Source organism: Oceanobacillus halotolerans (genome assembly GCF_010993955.1).
Lineage (GTDB): Bacteria > Bacillota > Bacilli > Bacillales > Amphibacillaceae > Oceanibacillus_A > Oceanibacillus_A halotolerans.
In genome coordinates this window covers 20,460-41,069 of the sequence record NZ_WIXL01000014.1, presented here as the reverse complement: position 1 = coordinate 41,069, position 20,610 = coordinate 20,460, and the positions used below count along the sequence as shown (strand labels likewise).

22 protein-coding genes, 1 tRNA gene and 2 pseudogenes are annotated in these 20,610 nt (G+C 32.0%); 7 read left to right on the top strand and 18 right to left on the bottom strand.

From position 1 onward, the window contains the following. Nucleotides 1–194 precede the first annotated feature (194 nt). From GHC26_RS13740 to GHC26_RS15800, 3 genes are read left to right on the top strand one after another with little or no spacing between them, the layout of a single operon-like run. Nucleotides 195–710 (top strand): coiled-coil domain-containing protein, encoded by a 516-nt coding sequence (locus tag GHC26_RS13740; protein WP_226376945.1) that lies wholly within the window; start codon nucleotides 195–197, stop codon nucleotides 708–710. Then, the gene (locus tag GHC26_RS13735; RefSeq protein ID WP_205599228.1) at nucleotides 711–1,685 is read left to right on the top strand and encodes a hypothetical protein; all 975 of its coding nucleotides are present in this window, start codon (nucleotides 711–713) and stop codon (nucleotides 1,683–1,685) included. Between the two features lie 20 nt (nucleotides 1,686–1,705). Then, nucleotides 1,706–2,062, top strand: a complete 357-nt coding sequence (locus GHC26_RS15800; protein ID WP_205599227.1) for a hypothetical protein — start codon at nucleotides 1,706–1,708, stop codon at nucleotides 2,060–2,062. 141 nt (nucleotides 2,063–2,203) lie between these two features. Here GHC26_RS15800 and GHC26_RS13730 read toward each other — a convergent pair whose 3' ends face one another. After that, entirely contained in the window at nucleotides 2,204–2,680 is a 477-nt protein-coding gene (locus tag GHC26_RS13730; protein ID WP_163971822.1) for a PAS domain-containing protein, read from the bottom strand. Nucleotides 2,681–3,586: 906 nt separating this feature from the next. On the opposite strand from GHC26_RS13730, the gene GHC26_RS13725 reads away from it, so the two are divergent. Then, on the top strand, nucleotides 3,587–4,279 hold the full coding sequence (locus GHC26_RS13725) for a hypothetical protein (RefSeq protein WP_163971821.1): 693 nt from the start codon (nucleotides 3,587–3,589) through the stop codon (nucleotides 4,277–4,279). 41 nt (nucleotides 4,280–4,320) lie between these two features. Here the strand turns inward: GHC26_RS13725 and GHC26_RS13720 are convergent, their stop codons facing one another. From GHC26_RS13720 to GHC26_RS13685, 8 genes and pseudogenes are all read right to left on the bottom strand, one after another. Then, nucleotides 4,321–4,959, bottom strand: coding sequence for an HNH endonuclease (locus GHC26_RS13720; protein WP_163971820.1), 639 nt, complete (start codon nucleotides 4,957–4,959; stop codon nucleotides 4,321–4,323). A 119-nt stretch (nucleotides 4,960–5,078) separates the two neighbouring features. Continuing rightward, on the bottom strand, nucleotides 5,079–5,438 hold the full coding sequence (locus tag GHC26_RS13715; RefSeq protein ID WP_163971819.1) for a hypothetical protein: 360 nt from the start codon (nucleotides 5,436–5,438) through the stop codon (nucleotides 5,079–5,081). Nucleotides 5,439–5,555: 117 nt separating this feature from the next. Continuing rightward, nucleotides 5,556–5,765, bottom strand: coding sequence for a hypothetical protein (locus GHC26_RS13710; RefSeq protein WP_163971818.1), 210 nt, complete (start codon nucleotides 5,763–5,765; stop codon nucleotides 5,556–5,558). Between the two features lie 156 nt (nucleotides 5,766–5,921). Beyond that, nucleotides 5,922–6,728 (bottom strand): annotated as a pseudogene (locus GHC26_RS13705) (major capsid protein); the annotation flags it as partial. Nucleotides 6,729–6,913: 185 nt separating this feature from the next. Next, nucleotides 6,914–7,489, bottom strand: coding sequence for a hypothetical protein (locus GHC26_RS13700; RefSeq protein WP_163971817.1), 576 nt, complete (start codon nucleotides 7,487–7,489; stop codon nucleotides 6,914–6,916). A gap of 25 nt (nucleotides 7,490–7,514) precedes the next feature. Beyond that, nucleotides 7,515–7,973, bottom strand: a complete 459-nt coding sequence (locus GHC26_RS13695; protein WP_163971816.1) for a phBC6A51 family helix-turn-helix protein — start codon at nucleotides 7,971–7,973, stop codon at nucleotides 7,515–7,517. A gap of 14 nt (nucleotides 7,974–7,987) precedes the next feature. After that, entirely contained in the window at nucleotides 7,988–8,389 is a 402-nt protein-coding gene (locus GHC26_RS13690; RefSeq protein WP_163971815.1) for a hypothetical protein, read from the bottom strand. Nucleotides 8,390–8,406: 17 nt separating this feature from the next. Beyond that, nucleotides 8,407–8,655, bottom strand: coding sequence for a helix-turn-helix domain-containing protein (locus GHC26_RS13685; protein WP_163971814.1), 249 nt, complete (start codon nucleotides 8,653–8,655; stop codon nucleotides 8,407–8,409). A gap of 1,065 nt (nucleotides 8,656–9,720) precedes the next feature. Between GHC26_RS13685 and GHC26_RS13680 the strand changes: the two genes are divergently transcribed. Beyond that, the gene (locus tag GHC26_RS13680) at nucleotides 9,721–10,290 is read left to right on the top strand and encodes a recombinase family protein (protein ID WP_163971813.1); all 570 of its coding nucleotides are present in this window, start codon (nucleotides 9,721–9,723) and stop codon (nucleotides 10,288–10,290) included. A gap of 427 nt (nucleotides 10,291–10,717) precedes the next feature. On the opposite strand, the gene GHC26_RS13675 is transcribed toward GHC26_RS13680, so the two are convergent. Further along, nucleotides 10,718–11,455, bottom strand: a complete 738-nt coding sequence (locus GHC26_RS13675; protein WP_163971812.1) for a hypothetical protein — start codon at nucleotides 11,453–11,455, stop codon at nucleotides 10,718–10,720. Between the two features lie 507 nt (nucleotides 11,456–11,962). On the opposite strand from GHC26_RS13675, the gene GHC26_RS13670 reads away from it, so the two are divergent. Continuing rightward, nucleotides 11,963–12,889 carry a hypothetical protein gene (locus tag GHC26_RS13670; protein WP_163971811.1) on the top strand — a complete coding sequence of 309 codons (927 nt, stop codon included), beginning with the start codon at nucleotides 11,963–11,965 and terminating at the stop codon, nucleotides 12,887–12,889. A gap of 62 nt (nucleotides 12,890–12,951) precedes the next feature. Here the strand turns inward: GHC26_RS13670 and GHC26_RS13665 are convergent, their stop codons facing one another. The 8 genes from GHC26_RS13665 to GHC26_RS15965 form a co-directional block, all read right to left on the bottom strand. Continuing rightward, nucleotides 12,952–14,421 carry an ApeA N-terminal domain 1-containing protein gene (locus GHC26_RS13665; protein WP_163971810.1) on the bottom strand — a complete coding sequence of 490 codons (1,470 nt, stop codon included), beginning with the start codon at nucleotides 14,419–14,421 and terminating at the stop codon, nucleotides 12,952–12,954. Between the two features lie 135 nt (nucleotides 14,422–14,556). After that, the gene (locus GHC26_RS13660) at nucleotides 14,557–15,360 is read right to left on the bottom strand and encodes a hypothetical protein (protein WP_163971809.1); all 804 of its coding nucleotides are present in this window, start codon (nucleotides 15,358–15,360) and stop codon (nucleotides 14,557–14,559) included. A gap of 182 nt (nucleotides 15,361–15,542) precedes the next feature. Further along, a complete protein-coding gene (locus GHC26_RS13655) occupies nucleotides 15,543–15,791 on the bottom strand; it encodes a hypothetical protein (RefSeq protein WP_163971808.1) in 249 nt (82 codons plus the stop codon). 13 nt (nucleotides 15,792–15,804) lie between these two features. Next, on the bottom strand, nucleotides 15,805–16,794 hold the full coding sequence (locus tag GHC26_RS13650; RefSeq protein WP_163971807.1) for a tyrosine-type recombinase/integrase: 990 nt from the start codon (nucleotides 16,792–16,794) through the stop codon (nucleotides 15,805–15,807). A gap of 165 nt (nucleotides 16,795–16,959) precedes the next feature. After that, nucleotides 16,960–17,038 (bottom strand) — tRNA-Leu (locus GHC26_RS13645). A gap of 116 nt (nucleotides 17,039–17,154) precedes the next feature. Further along, the gene (locus GHC26_RS13640) at nucleotides 17,155–17,769 is read right to left on the bottom strand and encodes a DUF1643 domain-containing protein (RefSeq protein WP_163971806.1); all 615 of its coding nucleotides are present in this window, start codon (nucleotides 17,767–17,769) and stop codon (nucleotides 17,155–17,157) included. 290 nt (nucleotides 17,770–18,059) lie between these two features. Then, complete coding sequence (locus tag GHC26_RS15970; protein WP_226376947.1) at nucleotides 18,060–19,097, bottom strand: ATP-dependent nuclease; 1,038 nt, start codon at nucleotides 19,095–19,097, stop codon at nucleotides 18,060–18,062. 98 nt (nucleotides 19,098–19,195) lie between these two features. Further along, nucleotides 19,196–19,663, bottom strand: coding sequence for a hypothetical protein (locus GHC26_RS15965; RefSeq protein ID WP_264175961.1), 468 nt, complete (start codon nucleotides 19,661–19,663; stop codon nucleotides 19,196–19,198). Nucleotides 19,664–20,058: 395 nt separating this feature from the next. On the opposite strand from GHC26_RS15965, the pseudogene GHC26_RS13630 reads away from it, so the two are divergent. Beyond that, nucleotides 20,059–20,562, top strand: a pseudogene (locus tag GHC26_RS13630) (ATP-binding protein); the annotation flags it as partial. Nucleotides 20,563–20,610: the final 48 nt, after the last annotated feature.

Sequence of the window (20,610 nt, the reverse complement as noted above, 5' to 3'; positions counted from 1 at the left end):
ATAGCGAAATAATAGGAAACAGGGAAGATGTTTATTAAGAAGGCTAGGAATAAAAGATATCCGCACACTTTAACGTGTATCTACACAATGTAACGAAAAATTCAGTAGCCATCACGAACTACTCTGCTATAATAAAATTACATAAACATCGTTTTAGCTTGATAAAGTTGATCAGTAAAAAGGGGAACCAATATATGAATTTTAAGTCAATGGATTCGCTTCAACCAATTGTTAATGTAGTAAACGAGGCCGGAATTGCGTTACATGATAAGACTAGAACAAGTGTAAATAGTCCTTTAGGCGACGTTATATCTGGGGCATTAGGTGCTGGGTTGGGTGGTGCTGGTTCTTTTGCCGCTCTTTATGGTTTGGGAACTGCTGGACTTAGTGCAGTCGGAATTACGTCAGGATTAGCCTCAGCTGGCGGTATCGTTGGGGGTGGAATGGTAGCAGGGGTATTTGTACTTGCAGCTCCAGTAGCTATTCTTGCAGGTGGTGGCGTTGCGTTGAATGCTAAACGAAGAAAGAAAAAATTGAAGCAAGAAAAAGAACGGCTATATCAGGAAGCACTAAGGAAGCATGATGCGATTATTAAAGCATTAAAAGAAGAAGTAGATACAACGAAAGAAAGAGCAGACCACCTGAATGGATTAAATATTTTATTACAGCAAGCGATTAGGGAATTAAAAGTAGATTTAGGAGTAGAGTAGATGAGAAAAGATAAATACTCAGAAACTGAAAAAGAAGTTAATAAGGTCTTAAAACATCATGATGATACGTTAAAAAGTATCCCTTCCCTTGATGCAGATTATGCAAGTATGAATGAATCTATTTCTTCGAGTGAAGCTCTTCTAAAGGATCTAGGATTGGGTAATAAGATAGCACAAAAAAGCGGTTCATCGCAAAAACAAAAGAAAGCTATCCAAATCCCCTCATGGGAAGATGTACGTAAAGATGCCAGTATGTATGTCCAAGATGAGGTTGATTTACGATGCCTGTTTACAGAAGAAGAATTAGTATCGAATGAACGATACTTAAAACATTTAAGAGAAGACGTGAATAGTATTCATCGATTAGATGCAATCGATTACTCCATCTGTATCGCTGCAGGAGTATTGGCTGCAGCAGTAGATATTTTTTTAGTTGGAATCCCTGAAAAAACAAAGAACGGCATAAGTGCAGGTCCACTTTCGAATTATATGAGGCAAAAGTTCGATGAGGCAATTCCTTCAGATAAAATCAAGCAATTGGAGAGACAGTTTAAAGTCCCTTATGATGCTTCAACGAATTATAACTTAAATGAATACGTAGATGGCTTAAGTAGCTGGTTTCATCGCTATCATTCATTGGGCCATGACCCAATACTTGGTTTTATTTTTGGAGTCTTCGATATGATGAAAGGAAGATTTACAGCAATAGACAAGAATGGAAAAATCATTTCTCAAGTGGTTGGAGATGTCCCTGAAGGAATGACCATTTTTAAGGCAATCGGGCAAGTTTTTGGACATATGAAATCCGATGTGAACACTTCAATGGGCCTACCTGCACCAATGATGACGTTATTGAATAAGCTACAATTCGGATCCATTGGTGAAGAGAAACTATCAATCGCAGAAATAGCAAGGGGGATGTATGCAGAAGGCTATGATTTTAAACATTCTGTTCCATGTCACTTCCTACTATGATAATTGAGGTCATTGTTAGGGTGTCCTATTGTAGTAAACGATTCAAAGACGGACATAGCCTACAAGAATCCATTCCAATTAATGGTATTCGTCGAAAAAAACCGAAGCTTCAAACCATGCTTTTTATTTCTCATACCATAAGTTCGGCTGTCAATGGAGGAAAAGTATCCTTTACACAAAATCCTTTAGCAATTAATTATACCGAATGGATGGCTTTTACAAGATATTCTATTTCCCAGCTTAAATGGACCCTCTATGAAAAACCCACCCTTCGAAATGATTATGTAGATGGAAAACTAAATGAAGAATGGGAACGTCTTCACTCGATACTCAATGACACATGGGCTTCCATGGAAAGAGATTATATTGTTATTTAATAAGTTTTTGATCTAAAAAACTATCCTTTTCAGATACTTGAATAGATCGTTATTTTGTTGATTCACCTAAAGAAAAACACAATGAATTGGTGTATTAAATGTGTTTTTTCTTAGATTCTCAAATGAGAAAGGTATTTTTCATTATTTAGGTATAACTGCTTTAAACTCTTCAATCGTTTCAGGGGTATTTTTACCTTCTTTTCCTTGGAAAATATCCATATTAACGGTCACATCCATACAGCCGAGGTATTTTCCGTTTTCATCCCGTACTGCCATGAACTTTTGGTAGATTTGCCCCGTTTCACCAGAACGTTTTGGGAACCAGAACTCCCATTCGTCACGTGTTCCTGAATGGAAATCATTCAACAATTTTTCAACGTGGTGTTCCACTCTTGGGTGAAGCTCAAGCACATGACGACCAATTGCTTCTTTTCGGCGACCATGTACGCGGTTTGGATTATTGGAATACCAGCGGAATATATCATTAGCGTCGCAAAAGCCCATTTCAAATGGCAAGAGGTTGATGATTGCATCCAACGTGCTTGCTTTAATCGCACCAGTTTCAAAATTTATGACAGCTTCCGGACTAATTAAATCTAACAATTTTTCTTCAGACATTTGTCATCCTCCTTTATGAGTTAGCTTGATTGGTTCCCTTTCAAAAGCCCCAATCGAATCTAGCACCTTAACCTTAAGTGCTTAACGGGTTGTCCCCAGAGAGATCATCCAACTACCATTCATCGTACAGTTCACTAGACTCTCCACCATGACTGTTTTTTGGTTCATGCATTGTAACCATCTCTCACTATCAAGTATCCACCATTTTCTAGAAAGTTTCTTTGACATAGGTCAATTTTTTCAAACTTAGGGTAGATTACCCGCTACTCTAAAAATAGTATTTAGTGGGGGTAGACCCATTGACCTTAGACTCCTTTTCTAAAATGGCGGGTTTCGCTAGTATTGGTACACACCGGTGAAAGTGATTAGCGTCCTTTAGGAATGCCACATAATGCTATCGAATGACATTACATCGCTAGACAACAACTTTTTTACAAGGTCTAATTCTTCGCCTACTAATTCTTTTTCTCCTCGCCAACGCGAAAAAGCCTCCTTCCGTTTAATTCGGAAAGAGGCGTAAAGGGTGTCCGACTATTTTTCGCTACATATAACAAAAATAGCGATACCTACGTTAGTAGATACCGCTATATATCAATGTTTGTGATACCGGCGGTCGGGGTCGAACCGACACTCCCGAAGGAACACGATTTTGAGTCGAGTTTCCAATTTTATTAATCAGTAATATGTCAGTGAAGTACCGAGATATTAACAGTCATTCAACAATAAATTGTGGTCTTTACTTAAATAGTACATACGATTAGTGAACTAAAATCATTATATTAGTTTTATATCAGAAAATCAAACTTAAATTCATTCATACATTCGATTAAAATAAATCACTAATACTCATAATATGGTAAACTTATTACAAATAAAATCTATTAGTAGGATGGTATAAGTTATCTTATGAAGATATTTGGAAAAATAATTGGCATTATATTCTTATTATTTAGTTACTTACTTGCAAAAAATGCTTATCAAGATGAAGTAATGTTTAATAGTATATTTGGTTACTGGATAAGTTATTTAATAGGTTATTGGGGAATTGCATTTACCATCCCAAATATTATTGATAAAAACAGATTTGTTTCTTTCATTTTTTCTAAAGTCTTAATTATTCCAGTTATATTGTTTGTAAAAATCCAATACTTCATTGCACCGATTTTAACTATTTTGTCATTTCTAATCATTTACATTTTTCCAGCACAGATAATCTTAATAATTGTAAATATTTATCCTGCATTAAAGCCCTTTAGTGAAGGATTTGTTTATCTAATAAGTATAGTTTCTGTACTTTTATTCGCTTATAAAGGAAATAGTGTAATGAAGTTTATAATAGACATACATAAACCAAAATTATATAGAGAATTACTTCAAAGGTATTCAATCACAATTTTCACACGAATTACCACATACACTATTATGATACTAATATATGTCATTTTTAATTTTGTTGAATTTTCCAATATACAAATTGTTATATTTTCAAAAGATTTACTGAATGTTATTAAAGAAGTATTTGTTACCTTTGTAGCGATTGATAGCCTTATACAAATAATAAATAGAAAAACTCCAACAACTATAAGTAAAGGTGAATAGACTTAGTTTCTATTCACCCTTTTAAATCCAACATCGTTTGTTTAAGTCCTAATTAAATCGCTTAACTGTTCTTTGGTTAACCACGGTCTTTTTCTATGTAACATTCTGTGGCAATTGGAACAAACCATAGCAATATCTTCAATTTTTGTTTTATTTCCTTCTTTCAGTTCAGATACTGGAACAGTATGATGACCTTCAATAAAATCTTCACCTAATTCTCCATATGTCTTAAAGAAATCAAATTTACAAACTTCACAAAACAATCTTCCGTTTTTTTGTTTAAATCGTTCTTTTGCTTTTTTTACGACTTCTTGATTACGTTCTCTGATTATGTGTTGTTTCAGTTGCTTTTTACCTTCTTTAAAACCTATATCATCTTCTGTAAAATCTACATTGTTACCATCAGGTTCAAAATTTCTTAATCCCCAGTGACCTTTACCTATACCATGTAGTGAGAAGAATATATCTTTCTCTCCACCCTTTTCACCTTTATAATATGTTCCATCACTCGAATGGTTGTAAATAGTACCACGTATTCTATCCTTATAGTAAGGATTTGCTTCAAAATCCATTATACCTCTGTCGTAAATTCTATCTGCAATGTCATTTAAAGTTCCATGTCCACCAAGTTCTTTTAATGCATCAATTACTTCATCTAACCACGGTCTTGGTTGTACCATCTTGTACACCCCTATACATTAGATATTTAATAAGAAATCATAATTCTTAAATATATAATAACAGTTAGATAAGTAAAAATGCACAAAAAAATCCTAAACATTACCAAATCAACAAACTATTATTGCATATCATTCTTCCTATCAATTTCTTCTAGTTTAAGTGCCCTTTCAATCAATTCTTTCTTTAATGCGTTTATATCCTTATCACCGTCTGCATCCACACAGTAATCAGTTATGATATCTTCAGTAACTTCATCATCTCTTGAAAATCCTAAATAGTCTAATAAACGCTTTATAAAGAAAGTACTATCCTTTAAGTCTAATTCATCTAAAATTTCTTCCCATTCCCTTTCCGTACCATCAGGCAAAGCACAATACAAATTAAAAGATGCATTATAAAATTGCAATAGCATTCTTGGTAATAATTCTGAATCCATATTAGATATGTTGTTTAATTTTTCTATTGTTTTGATATCCATATAACCACCTCACTTCTATCATACAGGAAAAAACTGTAAACAAAGTTGCTTAATTTTAAACAAAAAAAAGAAAGCACCTTTAAACCAGCAGGAATTAACCAACTAGAAAAGGGGCTTTTAGACGTTTAAATTTTTACTAAGATTATTGAAGCCATCTATATATTTTTGCTTGTCTTTCTCACTACTGAAGTACCTAGTTATATTCTTTGTTTCATTTCCGTCTGTAATAGATATGTTTAATACTGGTGTAGGTTTATCGGTTGTTGCTTCAGCAAGTGTTTTTATAACTGAAAGCCTTGTTTCTTTAGCGTGTTTAGCTTTAGCCATTGTTTTCACATCCTTTTTTGAATAATAATTTTCAATGTTAATTAGTCAATAAATAAAAAAAACATCCCTTAAACAGAAAAGTTAAAAAACCAAACTGAATAAAGGATAAAATAAGCATACATTTTTAAGGGAAAATATATGACTAGTTCACTATTCTTACAAGCTGAAGTTATTTAATTTTGCAATACCTTTTGGATTTGCATCTACAATTGAAACATACCATTCAATTAGTGTTTCATAAAGATTACCACGTAAGCCATTGTCTTCAGCAATTAATTCACCAGCTTGTATTCCTGTAATACCTTTATCAGCACCAAAAGCTACTGCATAGATACTATTATCAGGAATGAAAGCATCTTCTACTACACCGATTCTTACATCACCAAAAAATTGAATTGGTCTGCCGAATGCATCTTGGTCATGTTGAATAAAAGCACGTTGTGCCATGAATAATTGATTTAACTTTCTTCTAGTACGTTTATTCATAAAGATAGCATCTGCACCACCTTGTACTAAATCAATTACTTGATGAATTAATCCAGTGTGCAATTCAAAACCTTGTGCATCTGCTACTTGTTCAGGAATTAAACGCTTGTCCAGTCCATCAAATGCTAAAGGATTTACTGAAGTATCACCTTTAAAGAAAGTGCGTGTAAACTCGTTTGCGATTGCCTTTGCTTTTGCTTGTGTCGCTTCTGCACGTACATCATGTATGCTTTGTGTCATTTCAATAAACCTATCTATTTCAACAATGCTTCCTAAACGTGTTAGTACTTCACTTTTCTGCAAGTAAGAAGGATTATCTTTTGCATACTGTTCATTTACTGCACGAAAAGATACTGCACCACTATCAGTTTCTTGCACAAATGTATAAGCATTACCTTTTATATTTTCAAATGGTAAAACTTCCAGTACTGCTGATTCCTTTACGATTGTTTGAATAATACCACTTTTTAAAGGTGTATTATTGTTTGAATAATACCACTTTTTAAAGGTGTATTAATCATATTGTTACTTTGTGCTAGTGTTAATCCAGCCATTATTAAAACAACTCCATTTCATTAATTTTTTGCATTAAAAAAAGCACTGGAAACTTAATTCCAATGCTTGAAAATGCTTATATTTTTATTTGTAATTTGTTTGTATTTTTAGCCTAAATATTTTCTTGCTTCTTCAATTCCAACTACTGCACCAGCACCGATAATTTCAAATTTATCAGGTGTATAGTGTTGTTTCTGCTTACCAAATTGAACAAGTACATCTTCCAGCTTTCTATTTTCAGATACAGTTTTATCATAAGCTTCACCAACTTGTTTTAACTGGTTCAGATATGCTTGTTTTGCTTCAGCTAGTTGTACTTTTACTTGTTGAATTTCTTCTTGTTGTTTTTGGTTTAACTTGCTTTTGCTTGCAGTTAATTCTTCAAGTACTGCTTCAACATCTTCAGTTTTATATTTTTCTATCAGTTCCATTTCTTGCTGAATAGAAGTAATAGTATTTTTAATTTCAGATACTACTAGCTTTTGTTCTTTGTAAGTTTCATCTGTAATATCTTTTTGAATATACATTTTCAAATAATGCTTTTCTTTGTCTTGTTCTTCAGCAAGTTTAGTTTGTAGTTGCATCAATTCAGTATGTTTTGCTTCAAGTGCATCTTCATAATTATTAGTGGTTTTATTAACCTTGTTTAATAGTTCATTTACCATTTCTTTTATGTTTTTCATCTTGTATTCATCCCCTTTTAATTAATTAACCTTTTAATCTTGATAATAGAGAAGCTTTCTTTTCTTCAACTGTTCTAGTATCAGTTGAAGCTTCACCCTTATTATTTATCCCAAGTTTTTGCATTGCTTTTGCTTGTTGAAATTTCACAACATAGTCAAAATTTTCAATAAACATGTTTATATCTTTTTCGGTTGGATTTGCACTGTTTACACGTTCTAAAATATGACGTTTCACAACTTCATAAGCACGTAATTCATCTGAACTAATCAGTTCACCCTTCAGTGCTTGGCAGTATGTTTGAAAATCTATATTCGTATTCTTCCATTTTGTAAATGTTGCACTAGAAAGTGAATGCTTGGAACAAAACTGATTTATAGTTAATCCAGTATTCATTTCATTGTCCACCCATTCACGTGCTATGTGTGCTTGTCGTTCCGTTAATTGTGGTGGAACTTTCACATCATTAATTTTGTTAGCATCCATTGTTTAACCCCCTTCTAAACAGTGAAGTAATTTCGCTGAAAGTTAGTTCTAGTACTATTTTTCCATTTACTAAGGTGCTTTTCAGTATCTTTTGTGAAAAAATCTGTATCTAGTAATTCATCTAAAATCGCATTTGCACGTGTAATTTCTTTTCTTGTTAATGCTTCTGTTAAATCCTGAAGCTTTGCTATTGCTTTATTCTTGTACATTTTGGCACGTTCTTTATATGTGTTTATATGTTCTAACTGGTTCTTGGAACTGTAAAGTGCATAGAATTTAATTTCTTTGTTTCTGAGTGATTGTTCCAGCCTTTTAACTAGAATAGTTAGTAAATGAACTTCATGCTTATTTTTTTCAGCGTTCAGTGCATGTTTAATTACATTTAATTCGTCTAATTCCTTCTGTAATGGTTGCATCCCCTTCACATCCCCTTTTATTTAATCGCTGCTGTTATATTTGACTTACTTGCTTTTAATACTGATGAAATTAAAAACAACTCTTCTTGCCGAATCCCTTTATCTGATATAGCTTGTAAAATTCTTTGTTCAGTTAATGGTTGAACTTTTGTTCTTCCTGATTCCATATAGGCAATTAATGCTTGTGTGCATCCAATTTTTTCAGCTAGTTCTGTTTGACTGAATCCAGCGATAATACGTACTTGCTTCAATAACTTTCCATTCAATTAAATCCCCCCATTAGTAAATTTATAAAATATAAATAAACTCCAAATAAAAAAGCACTGATAGAATTAACTATCAGCACCGATTTACACATTTTTAAAGTTGCTTCTTCTAATCAACCCTAAACAGTAACCAAAAATAAAGCATAAATGAAACATTAATTTCTATATATAGGTCTTACAGAACCATCAAAAGTATGACAAGAATTTAAAAGTTTTTATAAAAATTTTAATAACCAAAATTTGTGGCGTAATTTTTTATAGCAAAATCTGATAAATGGAATATGTAAAACCTTGATACCCCCCCTACTAGCTGAAACACACCTTCTGAAACTTGGGAAGCTGAATATATAGTGTGTATTATATAAGCCTAAACCCTAACAACTTGGGTATAGTGCTACCCCTTATGGTGGGTATGCTTCTTTTTCATATTGTCTTTTGAATATTAATAATCAATTTCAGTTCATCTTTATTTCAATCAATTCTTTTTAAACTTTTCTTTTTGATTTAATTTCATTTATTTGTTCAATTGTTTAGCAATCCTTTCTATTCATCTATTATTCAGTGCTATCAATCAGTGCATACAGTACACACCAGCACCAACTTTAAATACAACTATCAGCTATTGAATAACCAAGCCATTAACCACATAACCATATAAAGCACATATAGCCATTCTAAGAAGCTTCTACTGGTTCAAATACACCTGATAAGCTTTAGTACAACTGCACAAGCTTTATTTAAACCACATACACCAGTTAAAAATAAGCTTGGTACACACCTTTAAATCTAACACTGGTACACCCTATTTTAAATTCAGCATAGGGAACACGAATAAAAAACACCCTACTTAATTAAATGGAACACGAACTTTTAAAGCTTATTCTAATAAATAGATTTGTAATAACTTCTGGTTCCCTGATGGAACACGTAATTCCCTAAAAGTATAATAATCGGGAACATGTACCCACCCCTTGATTTTACTGGTTTCTATAATTCCCTATTTTCATTCCCTAAATTAAATGGTATAATTACCCTAACTTACTACATAAAAGGGAACTGATAAAAATGATTTATGGTTATGCTAGAGTTTCAACAAAAGAACAGAACCTTGAAACGCAACTTGTACAATTGGAATCTTTTAAATGTGATGTGATTATAGAAGAAAAGCACACTGGAAGCACTATGAAGCGACCAAAACTAGAAGCATTACTTCAAGAACTAAAAGCTGGTGACAAGCTTATAATTACACGTGTTGACCGTTTAGGAAGAAATACACAACAATTATTGTCATTAGTGGAAGAACTGCAAGAAAGGGATATAACACTGTATATAATTGAACTAGGAATGGAAGCAACACACCGTAACGGAAAACTATTTTTAACTATTCTTTCAGCACTTGCAGAAAATGAACGTGAATTACTTGCAGAAAAAAGAACTGCTGGTATTAAGAATGCTAAAGAAAAAGGAATTAAGCTAGGAAGGAAAGGTAAATCCAAAAAACAAGTTGAACATGCTATTGATTTGTGGAAACAGAATGATAAAACTATTAAACAAATTGAAAGTGCAACTGGTGTTAGTAAATCAATTTTATATAGGGAATTACAAAAGAGAAATTTAAAAAGGGAACTAGCATAACAACTGGTTTCTTTTTTGTTTTGGAATTGAATATTAATGTTCAAAACAATAGCACTGATAAAGACACGTTAAAAAAATTTAAATAAGTCATTTTAAGGTGCTTCTGATAGGTTCGATTCACGTAAGAAATACTAGCACCTTCTGCACTTAACACATGAACAGTCATTCACATTTATACATACAACGGAACCACACTAAAAGATGCTAGAACAACTGATATTACTGTAATGATGACCACAATACCATTCATTAAAAAAACTTACAGAACCCCTATATTTGGACACATTTAACGGTTATGCAGTGTAGTTCCACCTATTCCTTTTAAAAATCATTTTACCTGAAGCAGATTCTTATTTTAAGTATCATTTTATTTTAACTAGATTATAACCAACTTTAAGTTTCACTAAAAGAACGCACTGTAATTTTTTTATACTTCTCTTTCACCTTTATATATATTTTGAATATCTTCAATAGACTTAATTTCTTTTCTTTGTATTCCACTTGAAATTATCGGAATCATTAAATCATTAATATTACGAATTGGATATTTTTGTATAACTATTCTGCAAGGGTTACCAGTTAGTTTTTCATAGTCTTGTTTCACCAATTCGAACATACCTTTAAGACCTTCTAAACTCCTAAAGTTTACATCATACAAACTTACTAACCACAACCCTTGATACTTTTCAAATTCAGCAACCTTAATCGGATTATTAGCATCTACAGTTAAATTTAAAGCTTTATGACTAGTTGAATGAAGTAAAGAAACTGGAACATGACTTCCCCAATCCCTGCTAGTTGTTATTTCATTGAGTTCTTCTTTTTGTTCTTCTGTGAGTGTAACAAAGTCTAAATTCAACTCTTTACTTTTTTTTACAACATGCCTTCGATAGTTTTGATATGACATTCCGAAATTAGCTTGGTCTCCAAATAAATTCATTAAATAACTGGAAGTGTAATTAAGCATACTTTCATAATTCTCACAAATATCAGTTGATACTACTCTTTTTGGTCTAGCAATTAAATCCTTTTCTTCAATGTACTTACCTAACTCATTAATTTGCCTTTCATATCTCTTTAGAGTATTTGTAATTCCGATAATCAGTTGATGAATATAATAAACAAAGTCTTCTTTTGAATTGAATGTATATCCTTTTAAATTCAATTTAATCAGCCACCTTTGCTATATATTTTACCATAATAGATTTATGCTTACGCCTTGAAAGGTGGAAAAGCACCACCTTCCAAGATGATAAAAACAAAGCTTAAATAAATGTTGCTGAACATATAAACTACTATTTTTCAGCATCTCCTTTTCAGATTAATCTTTTTCTTTATTAATTTGTGGGGAAGTGGTTTTCTTCCCCGTTGCGAAGCAACATATCTTTTGAACTTGTCTAGGATTATACTAATAAGACTAGAAGGACAAATTCATAAAGAACCCCAATAAACCCTTTAGTATCAACACTTCAACCCACATCATTTCAGGTACACTCTCACCGCAAATTCATCTATTTCAGGTACACTCTCACCGCATTTAGCTTTATCTACAATTAAATTACTTTTAATAAATCTAAAAAATCTTGTCGTACTTTTGACCTTTTTGAAGTACCTATGGTTGCAAAAGTTTATAGATTACGACTTTTGACAACTTGAAAAGGAATGATTAAGAATGATAAACACAGATTTTATTCATGGAGAATGGGTTAATTTAGAAACTGGTGAAAAAGAAAGTGGTAGTTTACTTATAAATGAAGAAGCATATGAGTTTGTAAATAAAGAAAGCAAAGCAAAAAGAATTGAATACTTACGTGGTAAACAAAAGAAAAGTGAATTTGAAGAACTTGCTGGAAGGTTTACTTGGACACTATCAAGCACTATTAAAAATATAAACCAAGATGAAAGGTTTAGCCAAACAGAAAAAACAAGAATTATATTTCTAGGTACATTTGTTTCATATCAGGAAAAAGGAAGCTATCTTACACATGATAATGGGAATTTGATTTATAAGAATAAATTACAGGCACTGTTAGAAATGACAAACAAGAAAGAGTTCTATAAGTTCTATAATAAGATGTTGGAAGCTGGTATTGTTCGGGAAGAAGTAATAAACAAATCAACTGTTAAGATAAAGTGGTCAAACACATATAACTTTCGTGGCACTGCACCATCATCAGAATTAAAAGCAAAGAATCTCATAAAAACTTTTGATAAACAAGTACGTGAGTTGTATCAGGAAAAAGATAATAAAGGTAAAAAAGTACACACACCTAATAATTTGTACACCTTGTTCATGCTACTTCCATATGTGCATCCTGAAAGTAACATGCTTTGTTTACATCCTGAAGATAGTACTGATTGCCAACCTTTAACAATAGCTGAAATTGCAAAGATGTTTGGATATAACCGTACTAATGACTTAAAAAGAAAACTATTCAAAGTTAAATTTAAGGATTTACCAGTATTTGCAGTGGTTTCTAATGCAAACTACACACATATACTAGTAAATCCTTTTGTAGTTTATAGAAGTAATAAAGCACCGAATGATGCACTTATGATGCACTTTGAAGATACTGCAAAAAGGTTGTTGAATAAGTGATTATATTTTATTTCCCACCAATGAATTTTTCAAACTTAATTGTGGATTTGGTGGGAATAGAATTAATTGTTAAGTTGTTCTTTTGCAGTTAAAATTGAATGTGTGTAATGTCTATTCTCTTTAAATTTATCAAGAATTATTGTTTCATCAACACCCACTTCTTTAAATAAGATTAAAGTTATTAGTGCCTTTAACCTTTGAACAGCATAGTATATCTGAATACCATCCTTCAGAATGTTTTTCTTTTCACCTTCATCATAATGTGTTAAATAATTTCTGGTATCTACTAATTGTTGTACAAATTTACCTCTATTATCACTATTACCAAATAAGTAACTTTTTGTTTCTTTTTCAAGATTCTGATTTATTAATTCTCTTAACCTCTTGCTTAGTGAATATTCATTAGCATGTTGCAACATGCCTTTCATTTTCTTTATAAATTCATCTGGCATTTCTTCTTGAACATAACTAAGTACTTTTGAAGTATATTCTTCAAAATCATCTTCATCAAATAATTTCCCATCATAGACTTTTCTATGGTATATCTCTAAAGTTTGAACTGCATTGAGAAATTTTGTCTCAAGATAAGAATCTCGATAAAAATCACTAATATACAGATTTACGACTGTCTTTAGCATTTCTTCTTTCTCAAACCATAAATTAAACACCTGTCCTAAATTGTCTTTAATATCACCGTACCTAACAGTCACATCATACCAATTAAATTTACTTCTAATTTTCACGTTTTTTTGTTCAATGAATAATTGACATTTTTCTCTAAAAGTACTGTTTCCAACATCTTTATTTTTCCCATAAAACGTAATACTCTCATAGTAAATGGGAAACCCTATAAATAATGTAAATAGGTCTTTAATCTTGGACATCATATCCTTTCCCCACTCTATATCTTGCCATTCATCAGGTGTCACCATAATTCCACCCTTATATTCCCAGTTTACTTCTTCATGAATATCTCCTGACATATTAGTCTTATTTGTTTCTTCTAACTTAGTGCTAATTGAATGGACATACTCTGAGAACATTTCAGATTCACTAAAATCAATACCCTTTATTCGTCCTAACCTTCCATCAACTAGATGGTGTGTAGGTTTATATTTTGCTTCAGCATTCCACTTATTGTAATACGTAGGATATATTGCAAACGAATGAAATAATAAGTCATCCTTTGAAGTGAAGTTAGCACCCACTAAAAATAAGTGTACAGCATATGTCTCAGTACTAAATCCTGAAGATACATTTGATTTAATATTCATAGAATCAAGTAAAGTGAATTTCTCTCCTGCATCTGAAATACCTAAAATAATTGATGTGTCACTTTTGGTCTTATTACTCCCAAAACTATCGAACATGCTTTCAGCATCATTTAAGGAACCTAACAACTCTAGTTCAATTTCATCATGCTTATAGTATAAGATACCCGCTACTTCTTTTTCTTTATTTGGAAGCCACCAGTAACCTTTGATTTGAAATTCATCAAACATAGACTTTTTCATAGCTTTAGTTAATGCCATATATTCATCCATCCTAACTTAGTATTTTTTAGAAACCGAACTATTAAAATATTTCGACAAAATAATGGCTAATCCTTTAAGATTTATTGAGTTTTGGATGAAAATGGATTGATATAACTATTTAATACTAATTAACTAACAACACGCTTCCCACACATCATTAAATAAATCTATGGTGTACTTCTTCCTAAATTTCTTGTTTAGAATGCCATAAAAGAAGCCATAAGTATTATTTACATTATTAAACTTAATCTTTCTCACAAGTGCTTTAAATGCTTCTATTGCAGTATCAGTAATACCTTCAGTTACTTGGTTCTTGTAAGCTGAAATATTAACAAGCTTCCAGTGTTCTTCGATAATCCGTGCATCATCATAGAAGTTCCTAACCAAGTTAGTGAACTGCATTGGAACTTTTTCACTGGTGAAAGAAGCATCCAATACTTGGTTCTTTTTTGTATCAGTATCAGCTTTTTGTTCAGTTGGTACATCCATATTACGTTTATTATTATTTTGGTTGTTAGTTTTAGAAATAATGCTTGTTTTTGGTTGGTCCAATTTTTCAACTTTAGATGGTTCAGCTTGGCCACAAAAACGATTGAACACATACAAATTACTTGATTTACTACCGTTTTGACGTGTTGTTTCATGTGTTTGCAGCAGTCCTAAATTTTTAGCTTTAATAACCATACGTTTAAACGTACTTCTTGAAATGCCAGCACCATCTTTTTCATGTGTTGCTGAAACGATTGTTCCAATCTTTGCTGAACATACACCAGCAACTTTAGCTGAAAAACGTATTAAACGCTTTAAAGCTACTAGTTCTGATTTTGTAAAAGATGATTTACCATCCAACATCCATTGTTCTATATTATTGTTAAAATCGTTTATGTCAGTAAATTGTGATAAGTGCATAAAGCTATCTATGTTTCCTATTTGCATTTGAGTTTTCCCCTTATGTAACGGAAACCACACAACTTCATCTAAATTTAGGTACACTGAAGAAGCCTTTGCATTACCTGAATTTTTTCAGTATAATAAGGTTAGTTGTACGGTGTTCCGTATAATTTTATAGTTTGATTTTTGAGGCCACCTATTGCAGTAGGTGGTTTTTCTTTTTGTCTTTATCTTTTTATTGAATTACAAAGGTTTAGTAGGGTTAAAGCTATTTGTTCAGCTTCATCAACACCACAAGTAACTACAGCTTCAATTTCTTTGGTGTCCTTTCTTCCAACTTCAATCATTATAGAATTATCTTTTTCCTCTTTATTTCTATATACTTCTTTTGCATCAGTTAAATTGAAGTAATGATTACAAACACCAACATATAAGTGTTCATTTTCTGTATCAAAAGTTCTATATTTAAAATCCATTCTATACACCTACTTATATTCGTTTATCTAACATCTTTAATGGTGAAAAGTTTCTATGACTATCCCTTACATCTGTGCCAAATAGATTTACATAAGTTTTAACTATTTCCATACTGGTATGACCAAGAATAGCTTGTAATTCAAAGATGTTAGCACCTTGCTGGACACTTAATTTAGCAAAAGTATGCCTGAATGTATGACAACTACATCTAACACCTTTTATATCAGCTAATACACCATACCTATCAATTCTTTGTTGTATGCCACGTCTTGATAAAGGTGTTTCATCAATTGTAATAAAAAGTGCATCACATGAAACTGAACCACGTATTGCAATATACTTTTTAAGTTGGTTCCTCATATCCTTCTGAATTGGCACTAACCGTTCACGATAGCTTTTAGCATTTCGTACACATATTAAATTATCTTCCCACCGTATATCAGCCAATGTTAAACCAGTTAGTTCATTTACACGTATTCCAGTTTCCAAAAAAAGCATCATAATTGTATAATCACGTACACCTACAAAAGTATTTAAGTCAGGTTGTCTGAACAATTTGTTTAATTGTGTTTTAGTAAATGTAGGTATAACATGCTTTCTATCCTTCAATAACTGAATATTTTCCATTGGATTTTTAGGTATATGTTTATGCTTATGAAGGAAGTTGAAAAATGCACGTAATGCACGTAAACGTGTATTTACAGTTACAACTTTAGAACCTTTATAGTTTCGCATGTACAATATCAGATTATCTTGTATCAATTCTTCTGTAATATTTGTTGGTCTTAATACAGTTAAATCAAAACCTTGTTCAGATAAATAAGTAAGAAACGCTGATATTTCATTACGATAATACTTAATGGTATATGGTCTTAAATTCCGTAAATCACAATCTCTTTCAAAGAGTTCTAAAGCTTCCTTAAAGCTTTCTACATACGATTTTTTCTTTTGACGTACAATTGAAAGTTCAGCATCATTTAAAACATTGTTACGCCTTGCCAATACTTATACACCCCCTATCAATATGAACACGATTAGTTCACACGATTTGAAGTTATTTAGTAAAGACAATTTAATGTTAGAAAACACAAAAAACCGTTCCCCACAAATGTGAAGAACGGTTGATATTACGGTATATTCACTTAAATTACTGATATAAACAAGTACCGGTGGTCGGGGTCGAACCGACACTCCATAAGGAACACGATTTTGAGTCGTGCGCGTCTGCCAATTCCGCCACACCTTTGATATAAAAGGGGTAAAGCCTATTTATTACAATGCTAAAACTGTAGTTGTCCATACGATTATTAAAATACCTTATTAAAATTTTACCATATTAGTTGTAAAACGAAAATCAATTTGTTAATTCCAAAATTCCTTCATTACTTCATAATCATACCAGTTAAGACCGTGTTGCGGAAAATGCCAACTATCAACTTTAACAAAATTACCTACCCTCCACAACGTAACGCCATTTAATAAGGTCAAAACTTCTTCTATTCTTTCACGATAATTATCTCTAAATCCAGTTCGTTTAGGATATCTTCCCCAACCTACAATTACTCTATCACCGTCTTCTAAGTCTTCTAGAGTAGACAAAATAATTCTATTATTTTTCTCCATATTATCATTTCCATAAATGAGTTCTTCCTCAACCCCCTCATCAAAAATAGATGAATAAATTGCAAATAGGTTGAGAATTATTACTTCAGAGTAATTTTGCTCGTGTTTATATAAATAATCAGTTACACGGTATATAGTTTCATCTGAAATTTTCCTTTGAGCTTGGGAATCAAACTTCCCTGCTTTACTAGGATTCTTCATAATAACTATTGCCTTTTTTGAATTATCACGTCCTTTAAAGGGGATAGTCATAGAATACCTATATAAACCTTCTTCATTTATATTATAAGGTACTGTTACAATACCATCTTCCTGAATGTATTTTGAAAAATATACAGCTTTTCTTTCAGCCATATTACCATCCCTTTTTTATCATTTTTTTATGACTTATATTTAATTTGGATAATTACTTCAAAAGGCGCATTTATACAAGTAAGTGCCGCCTTACAGTTTTACAATTCAATAAAACTATAATTTTATATTGTTAGTAGTTATTTTTAGTTGTGCCAAATGAATGTCAAAAGCGAAGGATGTACCAGTAGTGGTTAACTTCCCAGTTGGAAACTCCCTATCTGTATGTATCCATTCCTCGTGCATATTCAAGATGCGCTTATCAGCGACCCCTTATATATGAGATTAAGCAATTATTGTACAGTAGAACCTACTTTTTCATTATCATCTTCTTTTTTCTGATCTTCCTCTTGTTCCTCTTTAATCTTTTGATTTATCAGCTCATCAAACAAATCATTAAAATTTTCTTCTAGGAGTATTCTACAAAATCCACCGCCTATAGTCGTCTCTTCATCTCGTTGAACAATATGTTTAAATAAGTCTTTTATTAACAACCTTGCTTCACAATATTCATCATCATCATCAAGTTCATTTATTATTTGATGAATAGTTTGTGTTTTTTTATCGTTTGGTACGTCTCCAATACCAATGGCATTTTCAAAATTGGAGATTGAACAAAAAATTCTTACTTCACTATCTCCTTTTAGTTTGTATATATTTATACAATTTGTTTTCTGAGCTTTTAAGGTTGTATAACTATACCTAGTATGATTATCAACGTCATGTAAAACATCATAATTTGTATTAAACTGATTTAAAATTTTCATCAATGTAGCGATTGTAGATTTACCCCTAGCACGAATTATATGTACGTTCTCATTCTCTGATTTTGCAAGATGTTTAAAAGCAATATACTCTGTATCACCTTCAACAATCAATACCTTATCTGCAAAGAAAAATTCATTCACATAAGAGTCCACATAGTTTAATATCTTCATATTTTGAATGTCGTCATCATCAAATTGATCGTCAATAGACTTATATAACTGAATTGCTTTCTTTTCACCAACACGAAAGACTTGTATAGAAGTGTGTCTTTCTGATAAGTCTATAAGGACTGGAGAATGAGTCGAAATCATGAGGGGCATCCTTTCACCAATTTTATATAGAGAATGACTCAATGCTCGTACTGCTTCTGGATGTAAAAAAGCTTCTGGTTCATCTATTAACAATAACTTATCATCACTTTCACCCATAAGCTTATTTTGTATCATGTTCTGAATTAGATATATTAAACTCATTCGCTGTAAGCCAGTTCCTTGATTGGCTAATGGCATCTCAGACTGATTATTACTATCAATATTTACACTAGATTTTGTGGAATTTAAAATGTCACTTGATGAAAAACCTTCACTCTCACCACCTACAACATTTAAAGATAAGTGCTCGTTTGAAAATAAACTTTGTAGACTTTCAGAGACTTCAGTACTTACTCTTTCAAGGAGTCGAAATCTGTACTTAATTTAAGCTTCCTTAAAAACTCAGGGTACGAACTTTTAATTTCAGCATATTCTTTAGCTAGTTCCACTAGCTCATTTTCTTCCTCTGAATCACCTTGATAGTTCTCAAGCTTTTGTAAATCGTTTTTAATAATCTCTGAATATATATTCTGAATTAGCTCATTAATATCATCAGGTAACATAGATGGGGTTATATAAAAAGGTTGATTGTTTAGAATTTCATCTAATGTATCTTTCAATTCGTGAGTGGCTTTGATTTCATCATCATTTTCATCATAAAATTTTGGGGCTGTTTCCTCTTGATATTTCTTCACAATTGTAAGTGATTCTTCACCAAACTCAAATACAGCACTTAGTATAATTTTCTCACCACGTTTAGAAAAGCAATCAGTTGGGATAGTTTTTGCTTTAGTTTCTTTTTTAAAAAAACAGTTGATAGCTTCTAATATTGTTGATTTACCAGTATTATTTCTACCAGTTAAAATAGCAATGGAGTCATTTTAAAAATCAATACTAAAAGTTTCCTTAAAAACCTTATAATTTGTAACACTAAACCTTTGTAATCTCATAATACAATCCCCCTTATATATACTAGTTTAATGTTAACATATATCGCCTTTTTTGGTGATACTGGTATAGTTTATTTTACAAATTTTTACTTAATTCTTGTAAATACAACAAAGCGTAGATCTTAAGGAAAGGGGCTTTATTAAGCTGCTTCTCAACAAAGAATATAATAGGTTGCCAAACGGTTCCTATAGAAAAGAAAAGCATAAGAAATACTATAACGGGCTCCATTCTAAGGTAAGCGTCAAATAAAGCACACGTAGGAAAGGGGTTGATCTTGAAACTGGCTAGCGGTTCCTATATCCACGACAATCACAATATCATATTGAAGGGACCCACTGGTTCTGGTAAATCATTCTTAGCTAGTGCATTCGGTGTCTCAGCATGTCGCCAATTCTATAAAGTAAAGTATATTCGCTTACCAGAATTACTAGATGAACTCTCACTCGCAAAATTAGCTGCAGACGGAAGCTATCGGAAATGTATTAAAAAATATACGAAAGTAGATTTACTCATACTTGATGAATGGCTTCTTACAGATTTAACAACAGATGAAGCAGCAATCCTATTGGAAATCACCGAAGCCCGCCATAAAGTAGCTTCAACTATTTTCTGTTCACAAATCGACCCTAGCGGTTGGCATTTGAAACTAGGGAATGAAACAATTGCGGAGGCTATTTTAGACCGTATTATCCATGACTCCTACCAAATCCTAATAGACGGGGACGTTTCTATGCGAGAGCGCCATGGGATAGCTGGAGAAGCTTAAATATAACAATTATCAAAATGAACTTAAAGAAGGCTAGTAAATACAACA

What these genes read in the sequence shown, in the direction of transcription:
- GHC26_RS13695 (WP_163971816.1), bottom strand. Translation starts at nt 7,973, where the DNA reads ATGGATGCTAACAAAATTAATGATGTGAAAGTTCCACCACAATTAACG.
- GHC26_RS13735 (WP_205599228.1), top strand. Translation starts at nt 711, where the DNA reads ATGAGAAAAGATAAATACTCAGAAACTGAAAAAGAAGTTAATAAGGTC.
- GHC26_RS13690 (WP_163971815.1), bottom strand. Translation starts at nt 8,389, where the DNA reads ATGCAACCATTACAGAAGGAATTAGACGAATTAAATGTAATTAAACAT.
- GHC26_RS13655 (WP_163971808.1), bottom strand. Translation starts at nt 15,791, where the DNA reads ATGGATTTTAAATATAGAACTTTTGATACAGAAAATGAACACTTATAT.
- GHC26_RS13660 (WP_163971809.1), bottom strand. Translation starts at nt 15,360, where the DNA reads ATGCAAATAGGAAACATAGATAGCTTTATGCACTTATCACAATTTACT.
- GHC26_RS13740 (WP_226376945.1), top strand. Translation starts at nt 195, where the DNA reads ATGAATTTTAAGTCAATGGATTCGCTTCAACCAATTGTTAATGTAGTA.
- GHC26_RS13670 (WP_163971811.1), top strand. Translation starts at nt 11,963, where the DNA reads ATGATAAACACAGATTTTATTCATGGAGAATGGGTTAATTTAGAAACT.
- GHC26_RS13640 (WP_163971806.1), bottom strand. Translation starts at nt 17,769, where the DNA reads ATGGCTGAAAGAAAAGCTGTATATTTTTCAAAATACATTCAGGAAGAT.
- GHC26_RS13665 (WP_163971810.1), bottom strand. Translation starts at nt 14,421, where the DNA reads ATGGCATTAACTAAAGCTATGAAAAAGTCTATGTTTGATGAATTTCAA.
- GHC26_RS13715 (WP_163971819.1), bottom strand. Translation starts at nt 5,438, where the DNA reads ATGGATATCAAAACAATAGAAAAATTAAACAACATATCTAATATGGAT.
- GHC26_RS13720 (WP_163971820.1), bottom strand. Translation starts at nt 4,959, where the DNA reads ATGGTACAACCAAGACCGTGGTTAGATGAAGTAATTGATGCATTAAAA.
- GHC26_RS13725 (WP_163971821.1), top strand. Translation starts at nt 3,587, where the DNA reads ATGAAGATATTTGGAAAAATAATTGGCATTATATTCTTATTATTTAGT.
- GHC26_RS13680 (WP_163971813.1), top strand. Translation starts at nt 9,721, where the DNA reads ATGATTTATGGTTATGCTAGAGTTTCAACAAAAGAACAGAACCTTGAA.
- GHC26_RS13700 (WP_163971817.1), bottom strand. Translation starts at nt 7,489, where the DNA reads ATGAAAAACATAAAAGAAATGGTAAATGAACTATTAAACAAGGTTAAT.
- GHC26_RS13710 (WP_163971818.1), bottom strand. Translation starts at nt 5,765, where the DNA reads ATGGCTAAAGCTAAACACGCTAAAGAAACAAGGCTTTCAGTTATAAAA.
- GHC26_RS13730 (WP_163971822.1), bottom strand. Translation starts at nt 2,680, where the DNA reads ATGTCTGAAGAAAAATTGTTAGATTTAATTAGTCCGGAAGCTGTCATA.